Source organism: Lactobacillus apis (genome assembly GCF_003150935.1).
Lineage (GTDB): Bacteria > Bacillota > Bacilli > Lactobacillales > Lactobacillaceae > Lactobacillus > Lactobacillus apis.
On record NZ_CP029476.1, the window covers coordinates 1,324,060 to 1,347,326 of the forward strand.

General features: G+C 35.1%; 20 protein-coding genes, 1 pseudogene and 1 riboswitch. Of the genes and pseudogenes, 7 read left to right on the forward strand and 14 right to left on the reverse strand.

All coding sequences use genetic code 11. The features are described from left to right. Positions 1-37 precede the first annotated feature (37 nt). Positions 38-952: a ribokinase gene (gene rbsK, locus DKL56_RS06335; RefSeq protein WP_109715780.1), complete on the reverse strand. Its 915-nt coding sequence runs from the start codon at positions 950-952 to the stop codon at positions 38-40. Between the two features lie 230 nt (positions 953-1,182). Between rbsK and DKL56_RS06340 the strand changes: the two genes are divergently transcribed. Continuing rightward, on the forward strand, positions 1,183-2,490 hold the full coding sequence (locus tag DKL56_RS06340) for an APC family permease (RefSeq protein ID WP_109715781.1): 1,308 nt from the start codon (positions 1,183-1,185) through the stop codon (positions 2,488-2,490). A 29-nt stretch (positions 2,491-2,519) separates the two neighbouring features. Here the strand turns inward: DKL56_RS06340 and DKL56_RS06345 are convergent, their stop codons facing one another. Then, complete coding sequence (locus DKL56_RS06345) at positions 2,520-3,440, reverse strand: LysR family transcriptional regulator (protein ID WP_109715782.1); 921 nt, start codon at positions 3,438-3,440, stop codon at positions 2,520-2,522. A gap of 107 nt (positions 3,441-3,547) precedes the next feature. Here DKL56_RS06345 and DKL56_RS06350 point away from each other — a divergent pair, with 107 nt between their 5' ends. Beyond that, positions 3,548-5,002 carry a vinyl phenol reductase gene (locus DKL56_RS06350; RefSeq protein ID WP_109715783.1) on the forward strand — a complete coding sequence of 485 codons (1,455 nt, stop codon included), beginning with the start codon at positions 3,548-3,550 and terminating at the stop codon, positions 5,000-5,002. 85 nt (positions 5,003-5,087) lie between these two features. Here DKL56_RS06350 and DKL56_RS06355 read toward each other — a convergent pair whose 3' ends face one another. From DKL56_RS06355 to DKL56_RS06385, 7 genes are all read right to left on the reverse strand, one after another. Continuing rightward, positions 5,088-5,480 (reverse strand): DUF3021 family protein, encoded by a 393-nt coding sequence (locus tag DKL56_RS06355; RefSeq protein ID WP_109715784.1) that lies wholly within the window; start codon positions 5,478-5,480, stop codon positions 5,088-5,090. A 1-nt stretch (position 5,481) separates the two neighbouring features. After that, entirely contained in the window at positions 5,482-5,934 is a 453-nt protein-coding gene (locus DKL56_RS06360; RefSeq protein ID WP_109715785.1) for a LytTR family DNA-binding domain-containing protein, read from the reverse strand. A gap of 1 nt (position 5,935) precedes the next feature. Further along, a complete protein-coding gene (locus DKL56_RS06365) occupies positions 5,936-6,781 on the reverse strand; it encodes a multidrug ABC transporter permease (RefSeq protein ID WP_109715786.1) in 846 nt (281 codons plus the stop codon). Then, entirely contained in the window at positions 6,782-7,636 is an 855-nt protein-coding gene (locus DKL56_RS06370; RefSeq protein ID WP_109715787.1) for an ABC transporter ATP-binding protein, read from the reverse strand. It abuts the gene before it with no gap. A 223-nt stretch (positions 7,637-7,859) separates the two neighbouring features. Next, complete coding sequence (locus DKL56_RS06375) at positions 7,860-9,275, reverse strand: 6-phospho-beta-glucosidase (protein ID WP_109715788.1); 1,416 nt, start codon at positions 9,273-9,275, stop codon at positions 7,860-7,862. A gap of 8 nt (positions 9,276-9,283) precedes the next feature. Then, positions 9,284-9,598: a hypothetical protein gene (locus DKL56_RS06380; RefSeq protein WP_109715789.1), complete on the reverse strand. Its 315-nt coding sequence runs from the start codon at positions 9,596-9,598 to the stop codon at positions 9,284-9,286. 5 nt (positions 9,599-9,603) lie between these two features. Further along, entirely contained in the window at positions 9,604-11,448 is a 1,845-nt protein-coding gene (locus tag DKL56_RS06385; protein ID WP_109715790.1) for a beta-glucoside-specific PTS transporter subunit IIABC, read from the reverse strand. A gap of 137 nt (positions 11,449-11,585) precedes the next feature. Here DKL56_RS06385 and DKL56_RS06390 point away from each other — a divergent pair, with 137 nt between their 5' ends. Together DKL56_RS06390 and DKL56_RS06395 are read left to right on the forward strand one after the other, a co-directional pair. After that, complete coding sequence (locus tag DKL56_RS06390) at positions 11,586-12,173, forward strand: TetR/AcrR family transcriptional regulator (RefSeq protein ID WP_109715791.1); 588 nt, start codon at positions 11,586-11,588, stop codon at positions 12,171-12,173. A 114-nt stretch (positions 12,174-12,287) separates the two neighbouring features. Then, positions 12,288-13,163 (forward strand): hypothetical protein, encoded by an 876-nt coding sequence (locus tag DKL56_RS06395; protein WP_109715792.1) that lies wholly within the window; start codon positions 12,288-12,290, stop codon positions 13,161-13,163. Between the two features lie 330 nt (positions 13,164-13,493). On the opposite strand, the gene budA is transcribed toward DKL56_RS06395, so the two are convergent. The 3 genes from budA to guaA form a co-directional block, all read right to left on the reverse strand. Next, positions 13,494-14,201: an acetolactate decarboxylase gene (gene budA, locus DKL56_RS06400; protein ID WP_109715793.1), complete on the reverse strand. Its 708-nt coding sequence runs from the start codon at positions 14,199-14,201 to the stop codon at positions 13,494-13,496. A 184-nt stretch (positions 14,202-14,385) separates the two neighbouring features. Then, positions 14,386-16,311, reverse strand: a complete 1,926-nt coding sequence (locus tag DKL56_RS06405; protein ID WP_109715794.1) for an AbiA family abortive infection protein — start codon at positions 16,309-16,311, stop codon at positions 14,386-14,388. 148 nt (positions 16,312-16,459) lie between these two features. After that, positions 16,460-18,010: a glutamine-hydrolyzing GMP synthase gene (gene guaA / locus DKL56_RS06410; protein ID WP_109715795.1), complete on the reverse strand. Its 1,551-nt coding sequence runs from the start codon at positions 18,008-18,010 to the stop codon at positions 16,460-16,462. A 186-nt stretch (positions 18,011-18,196) separates the two neighbouring features. Then, positions 18,197-18,294: riboswitch (purine riboswitch) on the forward strand. 80 nt (positions 18,295-18,374) lie between these two features. On the opposite strand from guaA, the gene DKL56_RS06415 reads away from it, so the two are divergent. Both DKL56_RS06415 and DKL56_RS06420 read left to right on the forward strand, forming a co-directional pair. Continuing rightward, a complete protein-coding gene (locus DKL56_RS06415) occupies positions 18,375-18,971 on the forward strand; it encodes a xanthine phosphoribosyltransferase (RefSeq protein ID WP_109715796.1) in 597 nt (198 codons plus the stop codon). After that, positions 18,952-20,238 carry a nucleobase:cation symporter-2 family protein gene (locus DKL56_RS06420; RefSeq protein WP_109715797.1) on the forward strand — a complete coding sequence of 429 codons (1,287 nt, stop codon included), beginning with the start codon at positions 18,952-18,954 and terminating at the stop codon, positions 20,236-20,238. Before DKL56_RS06415 ends, DKL56_RS06420 begins: the two co-directional genes overlap by 20 nt. Before the next feature lie 119 nt (positions 20,239-20,357). Here the strand turns inward: DKL56_RS06420 and DKL56_RS06425 are convergent, their stop codons facing one another. Both DKL56_RS06425 and DKL56_RS06430 read right to left on the reverse strand, forming a co-directional pair. Continuing rightward, complete coding sequence (locus tag DKL56_RS06425) at positions 20,358-21,236, reverse strand: phosphotransferase family protein (RefSeq protein ID WP_204116341.1); 879 nt, start codon at positions 21,234-21,236, stop codon at positions 20,358-20,360. 196 nt (positions 21,237-21,432) lie between these two features. Beyond that, positions 21,433-21,573, reverse strand: a pseudogene (locus DKL56_RS06430) (helix-turn-helix transcriptional regulator); the annotation flags it as partial. Between the two features lie 201 nt (positions 21,574-21,774). On the opposite strand from DKL56_RS06430, the gene DKL56_RS06435 reads away from it, so the two are divergent. Continuing rightward, positions 21,775-23,190, forward strand: coding sequence for a C69 family dipeptidase (locus DKL56_RS06435; RefSeq protein WP_109715798.1), 1,416 nt, complete (start codon positions 21,775-21,777; stop codon positions 23,188-23,190). Positions 23,191-23,267 lie beyond the last annotated feature (77 nt).

The following is a 23,267-nucleotide window of genomic DNA, read 5'->3' on the forward strand; positions in this document are numbered from 1 at the left end:
AATTAAACTTTTTACCACCTAAATTTATCGAGAAAGTTTAATTAACCTGCTCAACCTCTGCCTTGGTTGGAATTGAAGGCTGTGCACCATAACGCTGAACCGTTAAAGAAGAAGCCTTGTTAGCAAATGTAATTGCATTACTTAAATTAGAGAAATCTGGTTTTAAGATACTGGTCATCGCACCAATAAAGGTATCACCAGCTGCTGTAGTATCAACTGCTTTTACTTTGAATGCAGGAATCAAGCCTTGTTTATCTTGAAAATCGTAAAATGCACCCTTGTCACCAATTGTAATTATGACGGCGGAAACACCTAATTCATGAAGCTTGTCCGCTGCCTTTTTGGCACTTTTTTCATCGACAACTTCAATTCCTGTAATAGTGGCAGCCTCGGTCTCGTTAGGGATAATAATATCCGTCACTTGCAATAATTCAGCCGGAATTTCAGTAATTGCTGGTGCTGGATTTAAGATTGTTTTTGCATTATTCTGATGCGCTATTTTGAATCCTTGAATTGTTGCCTCAATTGGTGTTTCAAATTGCGCAACAACAAAGTCACTTGCAGCAATTAGGTCGCTATTTTGCTCGATATCGTCTTGGTCAAAAGCATAGTTAGCCCCAGAATAAATGGTAATTGAATTTTGACCAGAATCATCTACCGTAATAAAAGCTTGACCTGTTGACTCATCAGCAACCTCTTTAACACCATCAAGGTTAATGTTTTCCTTTTTTAATAAAGCAAGCATTTCCTTACCCGGTGCGTCATCGCCAACGGCACCAACAAAACTAACAGCACAGCCAGAACGTGCAGCAGCTACCGCTTGGTTGGCACCTTTTCCACCAGCTGCAGAATAGTGCTCTTTGGCATGAATTGTCTCACCTGGTTTAGCCATCTGCGCAACACGTAAATTGGTATCTAAGTTAATACTTCCTATTACTGTAACTTTGTTCATTTTTTCTCCTTATCAAATCAAAAGAAAGTTAAATCATCTTTTGTTATTCAAAAAGCTTGTAAGCTGTAATTGCTTTCAATTTAGCAAAAACCATACTTCAAATTCAAGTAGGCAAAGAAGAACTTTACTTAAATTTTGTTATTAGTTCAACGACTTTCTTTTTATTTTCATAATCCTAGCATATAATATTTATTAAATTTATTTTTCGTTCTTGTTATAGGGTAATTATTATGAAAAGACAACTCAATTTCTTCGCTGCCCTTGCTACTGTCATGGGAACCATGATTGGTGGCGGAGCTTTTTTCAAAATAGCTAATATTTCATCATTAACCCACAACGCGTGGTTAAGCATTTTAGTTTGGCCCCTGGCGGGCTTCATTACCCTAATGGCGGGACTCAGTATCGCTGAGCTGGCATCCGTTTTTCCTGAAGACGGTGGACCAGTCAGATACCTTGACGAAATTTACGGTCCCAAAGTTTCATTTCTGTTTGGCTGGTCACTTATTATTATTTATTACCCAGCCAACATCGCCGCACTTTCAATTGTTTTTGCAACCCAGTTAAAAGAAATTCCTCAATTTAAAAACTTCTCAACTACAATCATCGCATTGATTGTTATGCTAGTTGTTTTGTTAATTAACTGGCTTGGTTCAAAACTAAGTGGTCAAGTTCAAAAAATTACGTTGGTCATCAAGTTATTACCAATTGCAGCAATTATCATTTTTGCTCTCTTTTACCAGGGACCAAATCAATTGGCTGGAGCACCAGCTCCTCATTTAACATCAGGTGCTGGTGCAGCAACCTTTGGCCAGGCGCTATTGGCAGTTTTATTTGCCTATGACGGTTGGCTCAGCATCGGTAACTTAGCCAGTGAAATCAAGAATCCGGCTAAGACTTTAGCCAAAGCAATTATCTGGGGACTATTCGGCGTAACTATCTTTTACACCCTACTCAATTGGAGCTATGTAAAAATCATTCCCTGGTCTAAAGTTGTTGGCAATCAAACGACTGCGCTATTGACCGCACAAAAGCTTTTCGGACACTTCGGCAGTATTATCATTGCAATCGGTATTTTGGTTTCTGTTTTCGGTGCCATCAACGGTCACACGCTTTTAGGTTCTAGAATGCCCTACGTTTTGGGTAAAGAACATCAGCTACCTGCTGCTAATTTCTTTGGTTCACTAAATAGTAAAACGATGGTACCAACAAATAGTATGCTCTTTGAATGTGCTATTGCGACCGTGATGATTTTCTCGGGAACATTCGATTCACTGACCAATATGCTTGTTTACGTTTCTTGGATCTTCTCAATCCTGTTATTTGTTGGTGTATTGATTTTAAGAAAAAGGCAGCCGGAACTGGAGCGTCCTTATAAGATTCCCTGGTACCCACTGCCACCACTGCTAGCAATTTGTGGCGCTCTCTTCATAGTGATTACTACCACGCTAACGCAGCCCGTCTTGTCGGCAATTGGTATTCTACTCACTTTGAGCGGCTGGCCCGTTTATCTCTATGTTCACCGCCAAAAAGCAAATTAAAAAGGTTTTGTCATATATGACAAAGCCTTTTATTTTTGCAGATTAAAGTTCTTGATTGACTGAACGAAGCTTTTGAGTGCCTTCGATTTATTGGTCTTTAAATAAATTAACTGCATTGAGTATTTCTGATTCTTTTGCTTTGATCGGAAGTGGCGATATACGATTTCAGGATCAGGCTGCATAATCTGATCGATTAAACCACGGGGAATGTATGCAATGCTTTGGTTTAGCGCCGTACTCGTCATCAACTGCTCAATTGAAGACACACGCTCAATTTGATAATTTCGTATTTTTTCATCAACCGTTGCTGCAAAGGTCTTACGCATGAAGTCGGAATTTTCAATACTGTAATAGCACAGGGTTTGTCCCACTAAGTCGTCTTCATCAAGATACTCTTTTTCACTCAGCTTGTTCTGCTTACTAATTCCCAAAACCATTTCGTTTGAATAAACAGGCACATATTCATACAAATCGGCTTGTGGAATATCGTAACTACCGTAGTGATTAATGTACGCACAATCTAATTTATTCAGAGCAAGGTCAGCTAAACTGTGCTCAACGCTTTCTTCTGTCGTAAAAAAACTGATTGGTGGTTGTGATTTTGATTTTTGGTAGTTAATAATTTCCTTTTCCATAATAAAAGCATCAAAAATGGAAAAATAGCCAATATAAAGGGTTTCTTCAACTGACTTAGCAATATTTTTCAATTCTGATACGGTGGAATCAAAATTATTCAAGTACTCCTGAGCACGCTCTGCAAAGTACTTTCCAGCAGGAGTTAAAGTAATATGATTATTCGATCGCTTAAACAATTTTACTTCAATTTCAGTTTCAAGACGTGAAATTTGGCGCGATACTGCTCGTTGTGTCACAAACTTTTGCTCAGCTACCCTACCAAAGCTTCCTTGTTGAACTACCGCTAAAAATACCTTTAATTGTTCATTATCCATTTTATTATCACCCGTACTTTTATGTCCTACTCGTGACTAAATTCACTATACCACATTACTTCTGTAAGCGGTTATACTTTTTGTGTAAAGAAAAAGGAGATTTAATAATGAAAACTAATGAACAATATGATGTCGTTATCGTTGGTGGTGGTGCTGCAGGTTTTACTGCTGCCTACCAAGCTAGTCATCGCGGCCTTTCAACTTTGGTCGTAGAAAAAGGCCGTAATACTGGTGGTAGTGGTGAATACATTGAGGGTGCTTTTGCAGTTGATTCTTACTTACAAAAAGAACACAATGTTGCTTTAACTAAAGAAGATGTTTTAAACGAAGAACTTGAATATTCTCATTATCGTGCTGATACTCAAGTTTGGAAAGAATATATTGATGCTTCAGCAGATATTATTAAGTGGTTAAAAGACCTTGGTGTTGAGTACTTAGATGTTGCTCCTTTAGGTAGCGGCTACCGCACATGGCACTTATTCAAAGGACTAGGCAAATCAGTCATTCATGATGTTTTAGAGCCAAAGGCTAAGGAACAAGGGACTGATGTCATTACCTCAACCACAGTTGCTAAAGTTAATTTAGATAATAAAGGCAATGTAACTGGCGTTGAACTAGAAGATTTAAGCAATCATGAGAAAAAGACTGTTGCAACTAAAGCTGTTGTTTTGGCTACCGGTGGCTACTTAAACAATGAAGATATGATTAAGAACGATACCCATTATGATGCAGAACAGATTATCCCTGTTAACTCAGAGAAAAATACTGGTGATGGTCTTAAACTCGCTTGGGACGCTGGCGCTCAAAAATACGCTATGGGGACAGCAATGCTATTCGGTGGCTATTTAAAAGACCACACTAAGCCTGGCTACGTTTACCGTTATTCCGAACTTAACGGTGCAGCCGATCAGCAATCACTTCTATGGGTTAATGAAAATGGTGATCGTTTTGTTAATGAAGAAGTTGTTGATAACTTTGCTTTAGCTGGCAATGCACTATGCACCCAGGGTAAAGTTTTTACAATTGTTGATCAGAGCACAATTGATCATTTAGCAGACGATCAATTGTACAAACAAATGGGAACTTGGGACTACCACGACACTAAATTGCCTCATCTTAAAGAAGAAATGCAAAAGGCATTTGATGAAAAGGCTCCTTATTTAACTAAAGCTGACTCAATTCATGAATTAGCAGAAAAGGTAGGACTAGAGAATCTTGAAAAGACAATTGAGCACTATAACGAATTAGCACATTCTGGTAAAGATACCGATTTTGGTAAAAAGGCTGATTTCTTGATTCCAGTAGAAAATGGTCCTTTCTATGCAATTGAGTTAGGTGTCGGTGCTTTCTGTACGATGGGCGGTTTGAAGACTAACACTGAACATGAAGTACTTGATAAAGCTGGTAAACCAATTAATGGATTGTACGCTGCAGGCAATGACGCTGCGGGGATGCTAATTGGTGATACTTATGGTCCTAACATGCCAGGTACTGAAGCAGGCTTTGTCTTTTACTCCGGCAAACATGTTGCAAATATTATTTATGATCAACTCAAAGGATAATCTATTTAAAAAACAAAATATGTAAATTTAAAAAGCCAGAATTTTTCACTGAAAGATTCTGGCTTTTATATATCAAAAGTAAATTTTATTTTTTTGAATTTCTTTTTTTAATACTGGAATTAATTTCTTTTACAGTCTGCGTCTGTGACAAAATAACGATCAGCCAAACGACAATATAAACTAATACAAAGACACCAATCAACCAAAAATTAATCGGCCACTTATTTATCCAGATCATTATTAAAACCAGTAAAAGTGTTCCTAGCAAATGAACGCTAAAGGCCATAGCAAGCGGTATATCCATTGCAAAAATCATAGATAAAATACCTATTAACCCAGAAATAATGAAAACAGAAATAACACCTAAGGAACTAGTAGGAACACCTGGAAAAGCAAAGGTAAGTATTATCAAATAAGCAATTGCACCAAAGCCCATACCAGTAAAGAAATAGTTAATGAAATTACTTAATTTTCTCATTTTAAAGACCTAACTCTCTTTTTAATGCAGGCAAATACAGTCTAGAAACGTCGGCTTTTAGATTGTTTTTTAAAAGTGCAATCATATTTCCTGAAAAGCCTACTTCTATCGATTCCAGAAAATTGATATTAATAATGCCGTGTTTTGAAACCTGAATAAATCCATCCCCCAGTTTTTCTAGTACCTGATATAATCGACCAGTTGTTTTTATTATGTTTTCAGTAGTATAAAACGTAATATCTGTTGCTTGAATTTCTACTTTAATAATTTCTGTACGCTTAATTGTTACTATACAGTCTTCCACTTTAATTGGTAAAAGATCATATCTTTTTTTGCCAAATTTATGCAAATAGCTAATTAAATTATTAACTGCTTCACTTTTTTGAGCTGCTTTAATTTCAACTTCAATTTCTTGTTCGTCTAAAGTCGAATCTGTTTTAAATTCAATTTTCACTTTACTTATTGCGCCTTCTATCAGTGATAAAAGAAAGCAACCCAATTACCAAAATTAGTATTGCAATCATTAATAGCAAAACGAGCATATTATTTAGTCGATAACTATTCATCTTAAATTGTATTCCTAAATAATAAACAAGATGACTTTTTACACGATTTGGAAGATCTGCCAATGCCTGTTTAAGTAAAAAGTCTCTTAAAGCAGCTGCTTCATAACTACTTGGTATTAATTTTACCAAACTCTGTGCTTGGGAGACTAATATACCGTATGGCAAATAAGTCGCTACAGCAAAGCCAGCAGCAGCTCCTAAAACAGCGGAAAGTCTGCTAAAAGTAGTGCTGGAATGCATGAAAAGCACGATTATTTCATCTAATAAAGTTGCTGCAATCGCACCTACCAAGATATACAAAAGTCCTGGTAAATAGGCTGATTGAGGAATCGTAATATGATCAACTAATGAAAAGTACATTGCCATCACAACAAAAGTGATGATTTGCATAAAAAAGCTGACTACTATACCGGATAAAATATATGCAAAATTTTCTGCAAAGCGTGGTATTCCTGTCAGTTCAAAATCGGCCTCAGCTCGAGTTTCGCGATCACTTACTTGTTGACCCAAAGCTTGAAAAGCTGTAGTAATACCAGAAACTGCAACGATACCTGCTATCATCCATAAATCCAACATCTTAGTCACATGAGGTAATTGCTGCCAATTGCTTTTTAAATTATTTTGCAAAAAGCCAATATAGATAAAGAAGGAAATCAGTGCACCCAGGCATGACATGAATACACCAGGAATGTTAGAGAAATAAATTTTTAAATTTCTACGAAATAAAGCAAACATTTAATGTATCTCCTTTCCAGTAATCTGAAGGAAGGCATCATTGATTGTTCCTTTGCGGTAAGAGAAATCAGTAATATTTTCTTGATTGATTTTTAAAATTCCAATTGCTTCTTGGGGAGATAATGAATCAATTTCAACCTGATTGTGACTGAACTGAATGACTTTTTGTTTAGCCTGTAAAATTTCGGTGTCATTCACAGTAAGAATTAGTTTATTAGGGGCAAATTCCGTCTTGATTTTTGCTGCAGAACCACTTGCAAGAATTTGACCATTTTCCAAAATATACATTTGATCAGCATTTTCTGCCTCTTCTAAATAATGAGTTGTCAAAAATATAGTTAGGTTTTGCTGTTGTTGCAATTTGGTCAATAAGTTCCAAATAACAATTCTGGTTTGAATATCAAGCCCTGTAGTTGGTTCATCTAAAAAGAGCAAGTCCGGTTTACAAATCAGTGCTCGAGCAATGTCTACTCTCCTTTTTTGCCCACCTGATAAAGTGCCAAATTTTTGATTTGAAAATTCTTTGATATCCATCAAAGCAATCAGATGTTCAAGCCAATCTGGCGAATAATTGCGATACATCTGAGCTCTTAAATAAAGGTTATCTTTGACTGTTAAAGCATTATCTAAAACACTATTTTGGAAAACTACCCCTATTTTAAGATTTGAAGCTTTTGAAATGATTCCCGAAGTTGGTTTTAATAGTCCTGTTAACATATTTATTGTAGTAGATTTGCCTGCGCCATTTGTTCCCAAATACGCCACTAATTGTCCTCGCTTGATTTGAATATTAGCTTTGTTAACGGCAATTTTATCACCAAATTTTTTAGTTAACTTATGCGTTTCAATTAACATAGCGACACCTCCTCTTCAATTTAAATTAAGCATACTAGCGAAAATGAAATTTGTAGCGCATTTGGTAATAAGAGGCGAAATAGTAATCACAAGAAGCTAAAATTAAGGCATGAAAAAAGTGCTAGCCAAGTTTTTGGTCAGCACCTTTAATACTTAAAATCAATTTATTTAAGAAGCAAAAGCGAGTCACTCTGATATGACTCGCTTTTGTTGATAATTAACATTAACTATTTTTGGTTAGCCAGTTTTTAAACCAAAAATATGAATCCTTCTTAACTCTTTTACCTGACCCTTGGCCAGAATTATCATAATCAACATATAAAAAACCATAACGTTTGCTCATTTCACCTGTAGAAGCGCTAACTGAATCTATGCCACTCCATGCCATATAGCCAATTAAATCTACACCGTCTTTTTGTGAATCCTGAAGCGCGGATAAGTGCTTTTGTAAATAATCAATACGATACGTATCATGAACTTCCTGCTCGCTAGTTAACTTATCCATAGCGCCCAATCCATTTTCAACAACCATAAGCGGCTTTTGATATCGATCATACAAGTTATTCAAAGTAATTCTAAAACCAACCGGATCAATTTGCCATCCCCAATCAGATACATCTAAATATGGATTTTTAACTGAGGCAAATGCATTCCCATTAGTGATATTTTGTTGTACTTTAGGGTCTACACTTACGCACCTACTTGAATAGTAAGATAAAGAAACAAAATCAACTGTATTTTTTAGTATTTCATTATCTTCAGGTAAAATATCCAGTTTGATTTGTTTTTGGTCAAATAATTCCCTTGCATATGATGGATAATACCCTCTTACCTGTATATCAGAAAAGAAATACTGTTCACGATTTTTTTGTAAAGCTGCTAATATGTCGTCAGGATTGCAAGAAAATGGATAAACTTCTCCAGCCGCAAGCATACATCCAATATTATTTTTAGGATCAATTTGATGAGCTAGGTTAGTAGCAGCACTAGAAGCAACTAATTGATAGTGCGCTGCTTGGTACATTTTTTGTTCCTTATTTTCGCCTTCTTTGAAGCAAAGACCACCTCCAACAAAAGGTAGATGAAGAATCATATTTATTTCATTGAACGTAATCCAATAATGCACTTTGTTTTTGAAAGTAGTAAAAAGAACCTGACAAAGTTTTAAATATGCATCAATCATTTTTCTACTAGCCCAACCGCCATATTTTTTAATTAGGTGAACTGGTATATCAAAATGACTAATCGTAACAATTGGTTCAAGGCCATATTTTAAGCATTCATCTACAACGCTTTTATAAAAGGTTAATCCAGCTTCATTTGGCTCATTCTCTTCTCCTGTTGGAAAAATACGTGACCACATAATCGAAATTCGAATGGAATTTATTCCTAATCCAGCCAAAAGTCTAATATCGTCTTTATAAGTATGATAAAAATCTATTGCATTATGTGTAGGATAATATTCCTGTTGCGTATCATAATTCGCCAAAGCAAAGCTACCATCTTGAACACAGCTAAAACGTTTTTTCTTATTTGCAGGTAATAAATCTGCCATACTTAAGCCTTTACCATCCACTGCATACGAGCCCTCAATTTGACTTGCAGAGGTACCCACTCCGTATAAAAAGTCTTTTTTCATTGGTATTACTAAAAATGCTTTCTATTTAAATTAATTGCTTCAACATTTTTGATTGCACTCATATCAAAGCCCTGCATGTCTTCTTCGAAAGCTTGACTTCTCATGTACTCTTCATTCGACGATAATAAGCTTGCTTTATTCTCAGCCATAACTACTGCAATTACTCGGTAACAGTTTTTACTATCTGGTTCATCTTCCATATAAACATCACAAACTTCAATATTGAATTTTTTCAAACTGACAATATGCTTTGTCCAATGTACATCAAAATATTCTTGTGCGTTCTTTTTTGATTCAATCGTATATATTCTTAACTGATACAAAATTTTCACCCCTGTATTAAATTAATAACTTTATCACTCTTAGTTACTTCCTGATTATCTGCTACACAAACTTGAGGCACTAATCCTTGTGGTTCAGTAACAATCAGCATTATTGTCGGGTCGTATCCAGCTTGCGATATCTTGTCTAAATTAAAATGAGCTATTTTTTGTCCTTGTTTGACAGTCTGTCCCTGCGTTACAAAACTCTCAAAGTACTTTCCTTTTAGTTCAACGGTATTAATTCCAAGATGAATTAGTAGCTCAATATTTTCTGGTGTCTTAATTCCATAAGCATGCTTTGTTGGAAAAACTAAAGAAATTTCACCTGAAGTCGGCGCATAAACATCACCTTTTTTTGAAATAAATGCAATCCCTTTTCCCATCTGCTCACTAGAAAAGGCTTTATCATTTACTCTTGATAAATACACAATCTGTCCATCAGTTACGCTAGATACTGATAGCTCATTTTTTTCATCTTGAACATGTTTTTTACTTTTGTCATCATCTTTTAGTAAAAGCAAACCCAGCAGAAAAGAAACCAAAAATGCGATTAGCATAGCAATAATTGCATTAATTAAATTTTTAATCGTTTTGGCAAATAAAGCGAGTGCTAAAATACCAGGACTAGCCATTGCAGTTGATGTAACAAAAGTTATACCCGCATATAATCCTCCAATAGCACCGCCAACAATTGCAGCATATAGAGGCTTCTTCAATTTTAAATTAACACCATATAAAACGGGCTCTGTAACTCCCAACAAAGCAGTAATTGAAGTTGAAAATGCTGTTGATTTCATTTTCTTATCTTTAGTTTTAACTGCTACTGCAAATCCTGCTCCTGCTTGAGCAATGTTAGAAACTAGCCCAGCTGGTGTGAAAAATGAATCATAACCAAAGCGTGAAATTGATTGAAGTGCTATTGGAAACAATGAATAATGCATACCCATCATTACAATTAATGGTGAGAAAGCGCCTAGAATTGTCGGAGCTAACCAAGGAATATTTTGATTTAGGTAGCCAATCGCCATGCCTAAGTAGTCCCCTATGTATGAGCCCAAAGGTCCTAAAATCACCAATCCCAAAATAGCATTAACAAAGATTGAAATAGTTGGTGTTAAGAACATTCCAACAGTTGCTGGAAAAACTTTATTTAAGTACTTCTCAATCTTTGACTGTACGTAAACAATCAATAAAATTGGAATAACACTGGAAGCATAATTAACCGGTCGAATAGGCAACCCAAATAAGACGATTTTAGCATGTTGATTAATTAGCATTCCAAAGCTGGAACTCATCAATACACCTGCCAAAGTTACCGCAATATACGGATTAGCCTTTAGCTTTTTGGCTGATGTGTATGCTAAAAGAACTGGTAAAAATTGAAAACTTGCATCAGCAATAAACGACAAGACCTGATAATCAATACTTTTGATTGATAATACGTTAAAAGCAACAAAAATCGCAATTATTCCTTTTAGGAGCCCTCCCCCAATAATGGCTGGCAAAATAGGTGTAAAGCTGCTAGCAATAAAATCAATCAGTTTAGAAAAAGCGCTCTGTTTATTCTTAGTAACTTCTTCATCTGTACTTTGATTACTATTGGAAACATCATAGATTTCCATAAATGCATCGTATACCTTAGGCACATCGGTTCCTATTACAACTTGAACTTGTCCATTGCTATATACTGCATCGACAACACCAGATATTTTCTTAATACTATCAAAATCAACTTTTTCAGAATCTTTAACATTTATTCTTAGTCTAGTTGCGCAGTGAGTAACTGCCTTAATATTTTCTTCTCCACCAACTTTATTTTTAATTTCATTGGCGATTTTTTCATAGTTCATTTTATTAACCTCTTTTCTAATAATTTAGTTGTATCATTAAATTAAAAGGCATAAAATCAGAGGATTGCGATAATAAGTTGCTTAAGCAACTTATTGAGAAAAATAGTTGTTTTATTCTAAAATTTGAGGATTTTGAAGTGGTAGCAAAAACAGATCTGCGCGTTAAAAAAACCAAGTTAATGATTCAGCAAGGATTCACAAAGTGTATTAATGAAAAGACTTTTTCCAAAATTTCTATTCAAGACTTAACCGAAGCTATGATGATTAACAAATCGACTTTTTATAAATACTATGAAGATAAATATGATTTACGCGAAAAAATGATTACTGAAACAATACGAAACTTTTCGGAGCGACTTGATGTTTCATTTATTAATCCGAATCAGGATTTAAAATCATACGAAGCAAATCTGCCTAAAGCCCTCTTGCCTATTTTTCATCATCGTGAATGGCTTAAAGTAATGTGGTCTCCTAATATTGAAGTTAATGTGTTTGAACAAATGCAAAATATTGTCGCCAACAAGTTCATTATTGGTCTTTATGCTGAAAACAGTGAAATAACGGCTTACGATCAATTACAGGCTAATTTGTTTGCTGCTTCAGCTATGCAAGTCTTGCTTTGGTGGTTTGAAATAAAGCCGACAGCTCCAGTCACTGAAATTGCCTCGATAATCACTAAATGTCTTGGTACTGGTACCTACTATGCCTTTGTCCAAGAAAAATGATTTCTTTAATTTATTAATTTTATCTTAAATCATATTGTTTAAAATTAACTATGGATTTATAATAAGAAGAAATTTGTTTTTATTTTCCGTTTACAATTTTAGGAGGATGCTGTAATGAGTGACCACGCAATTAGTATAGAAAAAGAGCGTCGTAGTATGGACGCAAAAACAGCGTGGAAACTTTCAATTGAAGGCGATCTTACAGATAGGCATGCTTTTAGGTGCCCTGACTCATACTGCAACATCCCCCTGACATGCACTAATTGGCGCAAAGAAGCTAATCACAAAAATAATAATAGATATTACTTCACACCTACTTCACATGAAGAGCAGCATATATATGGATGTACTGAAGCATCTGAACATGAAACTAAAGATAGTAAAAATACAGAATATGAGTTGGCAAAAGGGCAAATTAGAAAAAACGGAATAATTAAAATGAAAAAACCCGTTAGACAAGTTACACATCACCCTTCGGGAAAAGCTGCTTCATTTTCTAAAAGTGGTAGTTCTGGTAATTCTAATAATTCTAGTTATAACCACGGTAAACAAACAAAGTGGGAAACTCGCCACATTTTTTCAATTGCAAGCTTTGTGAGACTTTTTAAAGATAAGAAAACTGACAATAGTAAACAATTAATCGATATTGGTAGTTCATTATTATCACTAAATGACCTCTTTATATCTTCTACTGAAGATAGGCCTTTAAGAAACGAAGTTCGAATTTTTTACGGCAAAGCTAAAATTAAAACGTCAAATTTGGGAAAAGGTATGCTTGAAATAAAATTTGAAAACAGTTCTCTTCCTAAAGTATTCTCAAATATCTCAAGTCTATCTAAAAGATCTGATACTTCAATAGTAACTCGTTATTTGGATAAAAATAAAATCGCAACTGTGTATTTTAGAGGTATAATAGTCGATACTCATGGTGGCTATGATAAATTTAAGTCATATAGTGATAATTATTATCAAAATTTGTATATTGAATGATTATAATATTCTGGAACTGTGACAATTTATTTTTATTTCCTGTGCATCAAAAAAGACCACAAAGCTTTGTGGTCTTTTACTATTTAATTGCATTATTTAAAATATAAATGCGCTCTAACTGATATAAATATATTTATAGTTCTATACTTCTATAGTGAAAATAACTGGCTGCTCTAATTGTAAAGATAAGAACTCTAACATTGAAAATCACGACACTTTTAACATTCAAAAGGTTGCAAAGAACAATCACCCTATCGGATATTATATTTATTTTTCCAAAGAACTCTAGACTAAAAGCCTGTAAACCAGATAGTGATAATTTATTTATGCTTATTCTGACTTTGAAATCACATTATCCAGACTACTCATATCGTTCAAGTCAGCTTGCAAATACTCCTGACTATTTACTGGTAAATGTAAGTCAAAATTTTCTATTGGTTGAATGCTGACAGTGACATCCTTCATTGTTGCGGCTAAAACATGTCCACCAAATGATAGGTTATCAGCTAAAAAGTGGTTATGAAAGCCTGAAACTCCCACACCTTGAAAAACTTTAGGAGTGTAGAAAGTAATCATTGTCCCTGCAATATCTTCTGTTTCAAATTCAACCTGATTTTGTGCAATCGTTCCTAAAGATGGATAGGGCTTTTGAGACTTTTTAGATGATCTGGTTCTAATTTTTTGGAAAATTCCTTTAGTCAAAATAGCAAAAAACTGATTTTGGCCATTATTAGCATCAAGAACATCATTAAGCATTTGCTCTAATTCAACATTTTGATATTGCTTAAATTCACGATAATTATCATTGCAAACATCTGCATAGGTTACTTTAAAATCTTTTGGTAATTCAACTGCTTTACCACTCGTATCGATTTTATAGCCAACACCGTTTAAAATGACGAGTTCACCATCCACACCATCACCAGTGCCGATGCCAATACTTCCATGTGTCAATAAATCTTCAATCGGCATTGTGCCATCCAATAAACCTTCAACTAACATTTGCATTGTACCGTGTTGATATAAAGTATTTGCCATATTATTTCACTACTCCATCCTTTTAAATTTTTTTATTTTTTAATCACCAGAAAGCAAAAAACAATCAGAACATAATTAGTTTTTACAAATCGGTTTAATCTATCTTTTTTGATCATTCTGAAACATGAAAGTTTCAATTAGTACTGCTTTTTAATTATATTTTTCCTTTATGATCTTGCTCTACTTAATCATATGACTCTATTCTTAATTTAATCAAATCTTGTAATTGCTTTATGCAAACATCAATACCTTCTAAAGAAGGTCTACCTATTAGTTTTGCAGAGGAATGAACAAGTGGATTCTCATTTCTCAATTCATTTGCTTTTTTAATGATTTTATAGCTGTTAATCCCTTCTAAGTCTTTATACACTTTATTTAAATCTTCAATACTATAAAAATCTTTTACTTTAAGTTTGGTTTTTGTAGTATAAGCAGAAATCAGTGCAGTAAATCTATCAAAATAGGTTTTATAATATGCAAACGCCTCAATTTTATTATTACGTTCTTGCTCAAATAAATAATTTGCATATAAATAATATGTCTTCCAATCCGAGCTGATTACTTGTAAATATATGGATTTCTTTCTATTTTCTTCACAAAAAGAGCAGAAAAAATCTTTAACACAGTACATTGCTATATACTCAAATAATTTGGGATCATATTCTTTTATTACTTTATTCTTCAAGTCATTATGCTTAAAATCAGTTCTTAGTAAATAAAATAGAGAGATATTTATATCATATGCATTTAATGCTCCTGACCTTAATTGCAAAAAAATTTCATTTAAAAGCGTTTTTACAGCTTTGTTTCTATTCTGATCACGGCTGGTATTCAAAACCATATTCGTAAAAAGCTTAGGAGACAAATAAATAAATGATATACCACGTTCAATAATTAGTTTATTGATAGAAGAAATTATATTGCCATCATTTAAATACTCAGGTTTATCAAAAATGATATTTCGCAAAACCTCTTCTCCAGTAAAATCTATTGCATCTTTAGGTCTAAAATTATTATCAATTATGTTTTCCAAATCTTCTTTTGTTAGATTATGTTTTTTATTAAAGTTTATCAAATCACTCATAAAATTTTTGATTTTATCGACTGCTTCTTCTTTATTTAAAGATATCGGATTCTCTTTCTCTGGAATGATCTCATCATAAATATTTAGTTTAAGTTGTTCAAAAATACCTTCACTTTTACAAAAAAGCGTTTTATTAGTATTTAATGTTAATCCGTACGAATGCAAAAGTGATGAATATTTAAATCTTATATTATTATATTCCGAGTTGTAATCTTCTTTATCTTGATTTTGATAATCTTTGGGTTTTATCCAAATATATAAGTCGTCAACATATCTAACTAATCTATAATCTTCAATATCAGTCATATCATCAATGAACGATCCCATTTTATCATCAATTTCATCTAAATATATAATAGTAGCCAAAAAAGAAGAGCACGTGCTGTTTTCAACTAATGGAAACTTGCCATTTCCACAATAATATAACATCTCTTTTATCATTTTTAGTTGAAGCGGAGTAAATTTTGAGCTATTTTCTTTATCTATTCTGCTATTTATCATAGCTAGCAATCTGTCTAAATTGATATTAGAAAAATAATCACTTATATCGGTTTTTATAAAATAAGGAAATTCTTTTGATAACTGTGTGTTAACTTCACAAAATCCTCTGTATTGCGATTTATAAGTAACAATATTGCGAGAAAAATCACCTGAGTAATATGCTATTAATTTAGGATTTTTACTTCTTAGCGGTACATACCTGGACTGAATTTCTACGCCTATTGCCTGTAACAATAAAAACAAAAATGGGGAAAGCAATTGTGCGTCTCTAAAACCACCACTATTTTTAGTAATAAAATTTGATGTTCGCCATATTACCGTTGAATTAAAAAACACTTTACCGGTTTCAATATACTCGTTAAAAAAATCTTCACTTTTTATTGTTTCTATGTTCTCAGAGCTTAATTTTGCTAATGGATAATCTTGAAGATACATTGATAATGAGCGCTTTATTTTTGGATTTAAAAACAAATTGCAAGTTCTTTTCCAATTATTATAATTAAAACCTAGCAGCAAATTATTCATTTAATTTAGCTTCTCCTTTATATATTCAAAAAGACTCTTAGTACTAACTAAGAGTCTTCGAAATCAACTATGCGTGTAATCACCGTTTTATCTAGTGAAATTTCTAAAATTCTTTATATAGTTTTCATCTACAACTAGCATAAGAAACTTATTCCCATTCAATTGTTGAAGGTGGCTTGCTCGTTACATCGTAGACGACGCGGTTAATGTTTGGCACTTCATCGACAATTCTAGTCGAGATTTTTTGCAAAACATCCCATGGCAGACGGGCAAAATCTGCTGTCATCCCATCAATTGAAGTAACTGCTCGAATACCAATGGTGTAGTCATAAGTACGGCCATCCCCCATAACACCAACGGATTTAATTCCAGGTAAAACAGTAAAGTATTGCCATACGTCTTCTTGCAGTCCTGCCTTTTTAATTTCGTCACGTAAAATAGCATCACTATCACGCACTATTTTTAGCTTGTCTTCTGTCACTTCACCAAGAACTCTAATACCAAGACCAGGTCCAGGGAATGGTTGACGCCAAACCAAATCGTGTGGAATACCTAGTTTTTCGCCCAATTCGCGCACTTCATCTTTAAACAGCTTACGTAATGGCTCAATTAACTTAAAGTTTAGATCCTTAGGAAGACCACCTACATTGTGGTGCGACTTAATCGTCTGTGCTGTGTTAGTTCCACTTTCAATTACATCAGTGTAAAGGGTACCTTGAGCCAAAAAATCAACATCCTTAATTTTCTTAGCTTCATCAGCAAATACTTCGATAAATTCCTTACCAATTATTTTACGTTTTTGTTCCGGATCAGTGACACCTTTTAGTTTATTTAAAAACCGTTCTTGGGCGTTCACACGAATAATGTTCACACCCAAATCACGATTTAAGGCTGCCATTACTTCGTCACCCTCATTTTTACGCAGCATCCCGTGATCAACGAAAATTGCAGTCAATTGATCTCCGATCGCTTTATGTAAAAGTGTTGCGGTCACACTGGAGTCTACCCCACCGGATAAACCAAGAATGACTTTTTTGTCACCAACCGTTTTTCTGATTTCTGCAACTTGTAAGTCAATAAAGTCGGTCATTGACCAATCATTTTTGACACCACATACTTTAAAAGCAAAATTACGTAAAATGTCTAGACCATATTGTGTGTTGCGCACTTCGGCATGGAATTGAATACCATACATTTTGGCTTGATCGTTTGCAATCACAGCAATCGGGCAGTTTTTACTTGAAGCAACCACTTCAAAGCCTTTAGGTGCTCCAGTTACTAGGTCCCCATGACTCATCCACACATATTGCTCTTTTGGTAAGTCACTGAATAAAACGTTGCTAGAATCTTCAACTTCAATTTCTGCACGACCGTATTCTGAATTGTCAGCTTTTTCAACCTTACCATCCAGATAGTACGACATTAATTGCATTCCGTAGCAGATACCTAAGATTGGAATCCCTAAGTCAAAAATTGCTGGGTCAACCTTAAGTGCATTTTCACCGTAGATACTATTTGGCCCACCAGAAAAAATAAGCCCCTTTGGATTAATTTCCTTAATTCTCTCCATACTGACGTCATGCGGTAGGAGCTCAGAATAAACCCCAAAATCGCGCAAGCGCCTGGTAATTAATTGATTATATTGACTACCAAAATCTAAAACGATAATTTCATCAAAATCGTGAATGTCTTTTTTCACAAATATCCGAGCTCCTCTTCTAAAAAACGTAAATTTATTTAAACTGTACTAAGAATTGTCTCTTTGGTCAACTACTTTTTTCACTGGAAATTCATTTGTACAATTTAACTATATTTGATCGATGCTGTTTAAAATTCTGAATTCCAACTTCACCTTGCACAACTTAATTTGGTTTGTTAGAATTCACTCAACAAGTAAATATCAATCTATATATTGTCGTAATGTGGTCGACAGTCTCTACTCAGAACCGTAAATTCTGAACTATGGATAAACAATAGCAATTAACTCAGCGCAAGCTGCTTTAAGGGTCTTTTTTACCATAGTTTTGGTAGAGAAGGCCCTTTTATTTTTCAAGGAGGAAATTGTGAAGCTTTTAGAAGATCGGATCCGTCAAGACAGTGAGGTTCTACCTGGTGATGTACTAAAAATTAATTCTTTTCTGAATCATCAGGTTGATCCAGAGCTGATGATGGCTGTGGGCAAGGAGTTTGCTCGTCTGTTTGATCAAAGCGGAGTTACAAAAGTATTAACCTGCGAGGCTTCTGGTATTGCTCCCGGAGTAATGGCAGCATACGAACTTCATGTGCCAATGGTTTTTGCCCGCAAGAAAAAGCCATCAACACTTAATGATGCGGTTTACTGGGCTGACGTATATTCCTACACCAAGAAAACCACAAATCAAATTTGTGTAGAACAAAAATTTTTACATGAAGATGACAACTTATTGATTATCGATGACTTTTTGGCTAACGGCGAAGCAGTCAAGGGAATGATTAACATAGCTAATCAAGCCAATGCTAATGTTGCTGGAATCGGTATCGTGGTTGCGAAAACTTTCCAAGGTGGCAGCAGCTGGATTAAAGAACACGGCTACCGCCTAGAATCCTTAGCAAATATCGCTAGTTTAGCTAACGGTGAAGTTCAATTTGCGGACGAAAATAATGAAGCAAGAAGAAGTTAGTCACCAAAAAGCAGCTATTTTAGGTCTACAGCACCTATTGGCGATGTACTCCGGTGCAGTTGCCGTTCCATTATTAATTGGAACCGCGCTAAAGTTCAACGCAGAACAAATGACTTATCTTGTCTCAATTGACATCTTTATGTGTGGGCTTGCAACACTACTACAACTCATGCGAAACAAATATTTTGGTATTGGTTTCCCAGTAATCTTGGGTTGTGCCATCCAAGCGGTTGCACCTTTACAAATGATCGGCCAAAAGTTTTCGATTAACGATATGTATGGTGCCATTATCATTGCGGGGATCTTTGTCATCTTGATTTCTGGCGTTTTTGCAAAAATCAAGAAGTACTTTCCACCAGCGGTTACAGGAACTCTAATCACTACTATTGGTCTTACGCTGGTCCCTGTGGCCGTTCAAAATATGGGTGGTGGCAATGCTAGTGCCAAAGACTTTGGTAGTAGCCAAAACCTGATATTGGCTTTCAGCACAATGTTCATTATCTTGGCATTAGAAATCTGGACTAAAGGCTTCTTGCGGTCAATCTCCGTTCTTATCGGCTTGGTTGCTGGGACCGTAATTGCCTCTTTGATGGGACGAGTTTCCTTGACACCAGTTTTAGAAGCTTCTTGGTTTCACTTGCCCCAATTATTCTACTTCGGTGTTCCAAAATTCGAATGGTCATCCAGTTTGACCATGATGATTATCGCATTAGTTTCAATGATTGAGTCTACTGGTGTCTTCTTTGCTACTGGTGACCTAATCGGCCATGACGTAACTGAAGAGGATTTAAAAAAGGGGTATCGTGCAGAAGGATTAGCGCAAATCTTTGGTGGTTTGTTTAATGCTTTTCCGTACACTACCTTCTCACAGAACGTTGGACTACTTCAACTGTCAGGTATTAAAACAAAAAGACCAATTTATTGGGCAGCTGGCCTGTTAATGGCTATGGGACTGTTACCAAAAATTGGTGCACTAGTTACTATTATTCCTACTCCTGTTTTAGGTGGCGCAATGCTGGTAATGTTTACCATGATTGCCGTTCAAGGAATTAAAACACTTGTAAAAGTGGATTTGAGTGACAACAATAATATCCTAATCATCGCAATTTCAGTTGGCTTAGGACTTGGCGTCACTATTTATCCACAATTTTTCAAGAACTTGCCTGCAACAGTTCAATTATTTTTAAGTAACGGAATTGTTATCACCAGTTTATCCGCTACACTTCTAAATCTTTTATTGAAGGGAGGTGAGTCAAAGGAAAAATAGAAAAATCAAACTGCAAATATCATGTGAACAATTATTTTCCCTTAAAATTATTTTGTTCGCGCCAAAAGGCATCTTCTAAGTCGAAGATGCCTTTTCTAATTACCAAAATAGCTCACGCTTTATTCAATTATTGCATTCAATTTCGGTTTGGACTCATTTCCAGAATCCATATTGAAATATTGCGTGCAAGTTTCTAACATCAATTCGCCAATCTTTTCAAACGGTTGACCTTCTATTTTTTCCACGTACTTCATAATTCCAACTGCTGTAATAAAGATTAGAAAAACTTGTGTTTCAGGCAAAATCTCAACCTTAGCACCTTTTGCCCTATATCCTTCTATAAAAGAGCTAATCAGATTTTTGTTTAAATTAAAATCTTGATAAAACAGTTTAATGAAGTCTTGATAGTTTACACCTTTCCTTGCTCGCTCAAAGTCGATTAAACGCAGTTTTCCATTAACAAGTTTGTAATTGCGCACACCAACATCACCATGAAGTACTACCGTGGAATAAGCACATAAATCATGTTCAATTTTGGCTTTAATTGGATTAAATGCTTTTAACAGTTCTTCAAGTCTGTCCTTGACCGCAATGTTTTTTAGACTGCTAACATCCGTCTCAACCTTTTTAAAAAGCTGTTCATTAAGATAAATGCCCTCAAATGGTTTTACATTTTGATGAAAAGCTGACAATTCCTGTCCCATTTCAAAAGCCAGTTCGGTTGTAAGCGGTAGTTTTAAGTCTATCGGGTCACAATCCTTCATTATTAATATGAAGCGCTGCGGATTTTCAATCGTAAAAAAGCCTAATACGCATGAATTAAGTTGTTCATTAACAGCTTTTTCGGTTAAAAATTTACCTTCTTGAGAAAAAACTTTGACAAAAATCACTTGTTTATAAAGTTCACTATACCCAACAAAAGTGCTGTTTAGTGACTCATGCGTTATTTGGAGTAATGTTGCCTCTAATTTTTCCTGTAAAATTTTTCTAGTTTCCATATGTATATCTCTTTTAGTCTCTATAGTTTTTTATGATTTTTAATTGAAATTAGTTCACACGATTTTCTTACCAATCAAGGTAGAAATCCGCAAAGGCAAAAGCCCACTAACTTATGATGATTAGATTGCTAAACTCAATAGTGCCCATAGCAGAAACTAAAGTAGGTATCTCAATTGATTGCGCTGGCAACTTATTAATAAACAATTCGTCAACTGTAACCCCTAATATATCTGCCAGCTGAAAAGCCAAATCTAGTGAGGGATCATATTTGTCATTTTCAATTGCATTAATCGTTTGGCGACTAACATTGGCTTCTTCTGCTAATTGATACTGTGAATAGCGCTATTTCTTACGTAATTTATGCAAAACATGTTTTACATATTTAAGCAATATCTAATCAAGAAATATTTTCCTTCACTTTTTTCTCAACTCCAACAATCAAATAAATAATTTCAGGTTAAGTTTGCGTATTTCTTTGCATTATAGCTATCCTTTTTAATACAATATAGATTAAGTTATTTTGAAAGGACAGATTAAATGAAAAAAGCAGAATGTACGACTATTCTTGTCGGTAAAAATGCTTCAATTGATGGCTCAGCAATGATTGCCAGAAGTGAAGACGGTGGACGTGAAATTATTCCCGAAGGTTTCGAACTCATTTCACCAGAAAAGCAACCTAAGCACTATGAAAGTGTTATTAGTCACCAAAAAATTGATGGTGAGGACTTAGCAGATACTCCTTTACGCTACACTAGTGCACCAGACGTATCAGGTGAAAGTGGTATTTGGGCAGCAGCCGGAATTAACTCCGAAAACATTGCAATGACTGCAACTGAAACAATCACTACGAATTCCCGCATCCAAGGAATCGACCCACTAGTAACTGAAGGTGGACTTGGTGAAGAAGACTTTGTTACCTTGACATTGCCTTATATCCACAGTGCTCTTGACGGTGTTAAACGGATGGGTTACTTACTTGAAAAGTATGGTACTTACGAAATGAATGGTATGGCTTTTGCTGACCATGATGAAATTTGGTACCTTGAAACAATCGGTGGTCATCACTGGATCGCTCGTCGCATCCCTGATGACGCTTATGTTGTTGCTCCTAACCGTTTGAACATTGATGAATTCCACTTTGGTGAAGACGGCTTTTTAGCTGACGATACTTTGGAAGGTTTAATCGAAGAATACCACTTAAACCCTGATCGTGAAGGCTACAACATGCGTCACATTTTTGGTAGTTCAACTGTCAAAGATGCACACTACAACAACCCTCGTGCTTGGTTTGTACACAATTACTTCGATCCAGAATTTGGTGGCAAACCAACTGATCAAGACCAACCATTCATTTGCCATGCTAACCGTAAGATTAGTATTGAAGACATTTGTTTTGTAGAAAGTTCACACTACCAAGATACACCATTTGACCCATACGGCGACCTTGGTACTCCTGAGCAAAAGAAGACTTATCGCCCAATTGCACTTAACCGTAACTTCGAAACTCATATTCTCCAAGTTAGAAATGATGTTCCAGAAGAAATCGCTGGTGTTCAATGGCTTTGCTTCGGTCCAAACACTTTTAACAGCTTTGTTCCTTTCTATACCAATGTTAATGACACTCCTGCAAGCTTCCAAACCGGTCCAAAATTTGATCTCAACAAGATTTTCTGGTTAAACAAGCTAACTGCACAACTTGGAGACACTAATTTTAAGGTATATGGTGAGCTTGAAAGTGACTTTGAACAAAAATCATTATCACAATGCCACTTTATTCAACACGAAACTGATAAGAAGGCTGCAGGTCTTACAGGTAAAGAAGCTGAAGACTTGTTAACTGAAGCTAACCAAAAGATGGCCGACCAAGTTTACAACAATACAATTGAATTGCTCAGCAACATGGTTAACGAAGGTCATAACTTAGCTACACTTAAGTTTGACTTATTAGACTAAGGCTATCGGTGCCTTACTAAATAGACGCAACAAAAAGCCAATGACATCAAATAGATGCCATTGGCTTTTTTAGTATT

Coding starts and splice junctions, on each gene's coding strand:
- rbsK (WP_109715780.1), bottom strand. CDS start 952: ATGAACAAAGTTACAGTAATAGGAAGTATTAACTTAGATACCAATTTA.
- DKL56_RS06340 (WP_109715781.1), top strand. CDS start 1,183: ATGAAAAGACAACTCAATTTCTTCGCTGCCCTTGCTACTGTCATGGGA.
- DKL56_RS06345 (WP_109715782.1), bottom strand. CDS start 3,440: ATGGATAATGAACAATTAAAGGTATTTTTAGCGGTAGTTCAACAAGGA.
- DKL56_RS06350 (WP_109715783.1), top strand. CDS start 3,548: ATGAAAACTAATGAACAATATGATGTCGTTATCGTTGGTGGTGGTGCT.
- DKL56_RS06355 (WP_109715784.1), bottom strand. CDS start 5,480: ATGAGAAAATTAAGTAATTTCATTAACTATTTCTTTACTGGTATGGGC.
- DKL56_RS06365 (WP_109715786.1), bottom strand. CDS start 6,781: ATGTTTGCTTTATTTCGTAGAAATTTAAAAATTTATTTCTCTAACATT.
- DKL56_RS06370 (WP_109715787.1), bottom strand. CDS start 7,636: ATGTTAATTGAAACGCATAAGTTAACTAAAAAATTTGGTGATAAAATT.
- DKL56_RS06375 (WP_109715788.1), bottom strand. CDS start 9,275: ATGAAAAAAGACTTTTTATACGGAGTGGGTACCTCTGCAAGTCAAATT.
- DKL56_RS06385 (WP_109715790.1), bottom strand. CDS start 11,448: ATGAACTATGAAAAAATCGCCAATGAAATTAAAAATAAAGTTGGTGGA.
- DKL56_RS06395 (WP_109715792.1), top strand. CDS start 12,288: ATGAGTGACCACGCAATTAGTATAGAAAAAGAGCGTCGTAGTATGGAC.
- budA (WP_109715793.1), bottom strand. CDS start 14,201: ATGGCAAATACTTTATATCAACACGGTACAATGCAAATGTTAGTTGAA.
- DKL56_RS06405 (WP_109715794.1), bottom strand. CDS start 16,311: ATGAATAATTTGCTGCTAGGTTTTAATTATAATAATTGGAAAAGAACT.
- DKL56_RS06420 (WP_109715797.1), top strand. CDS start 18,952: ATGAAGCAAGAAGAAGTTAGTCACCAAAAAGCAGCTATTTTAGGTCTA.
- DKL56_RS06425 (WP_204116341.1), bottom strand. CDS start 21,236: ATGGAAACTAGAAAAATTTTACAGGAAAAATTAGAGGCAACATTACTC.
- DKL56_RS06435 (WP_109715798.1), top strand. CDS start 21,775: ATGAAAAAAGCAGAATGTACGACTATTCTTGTCGGTAAAAATGCTTCA.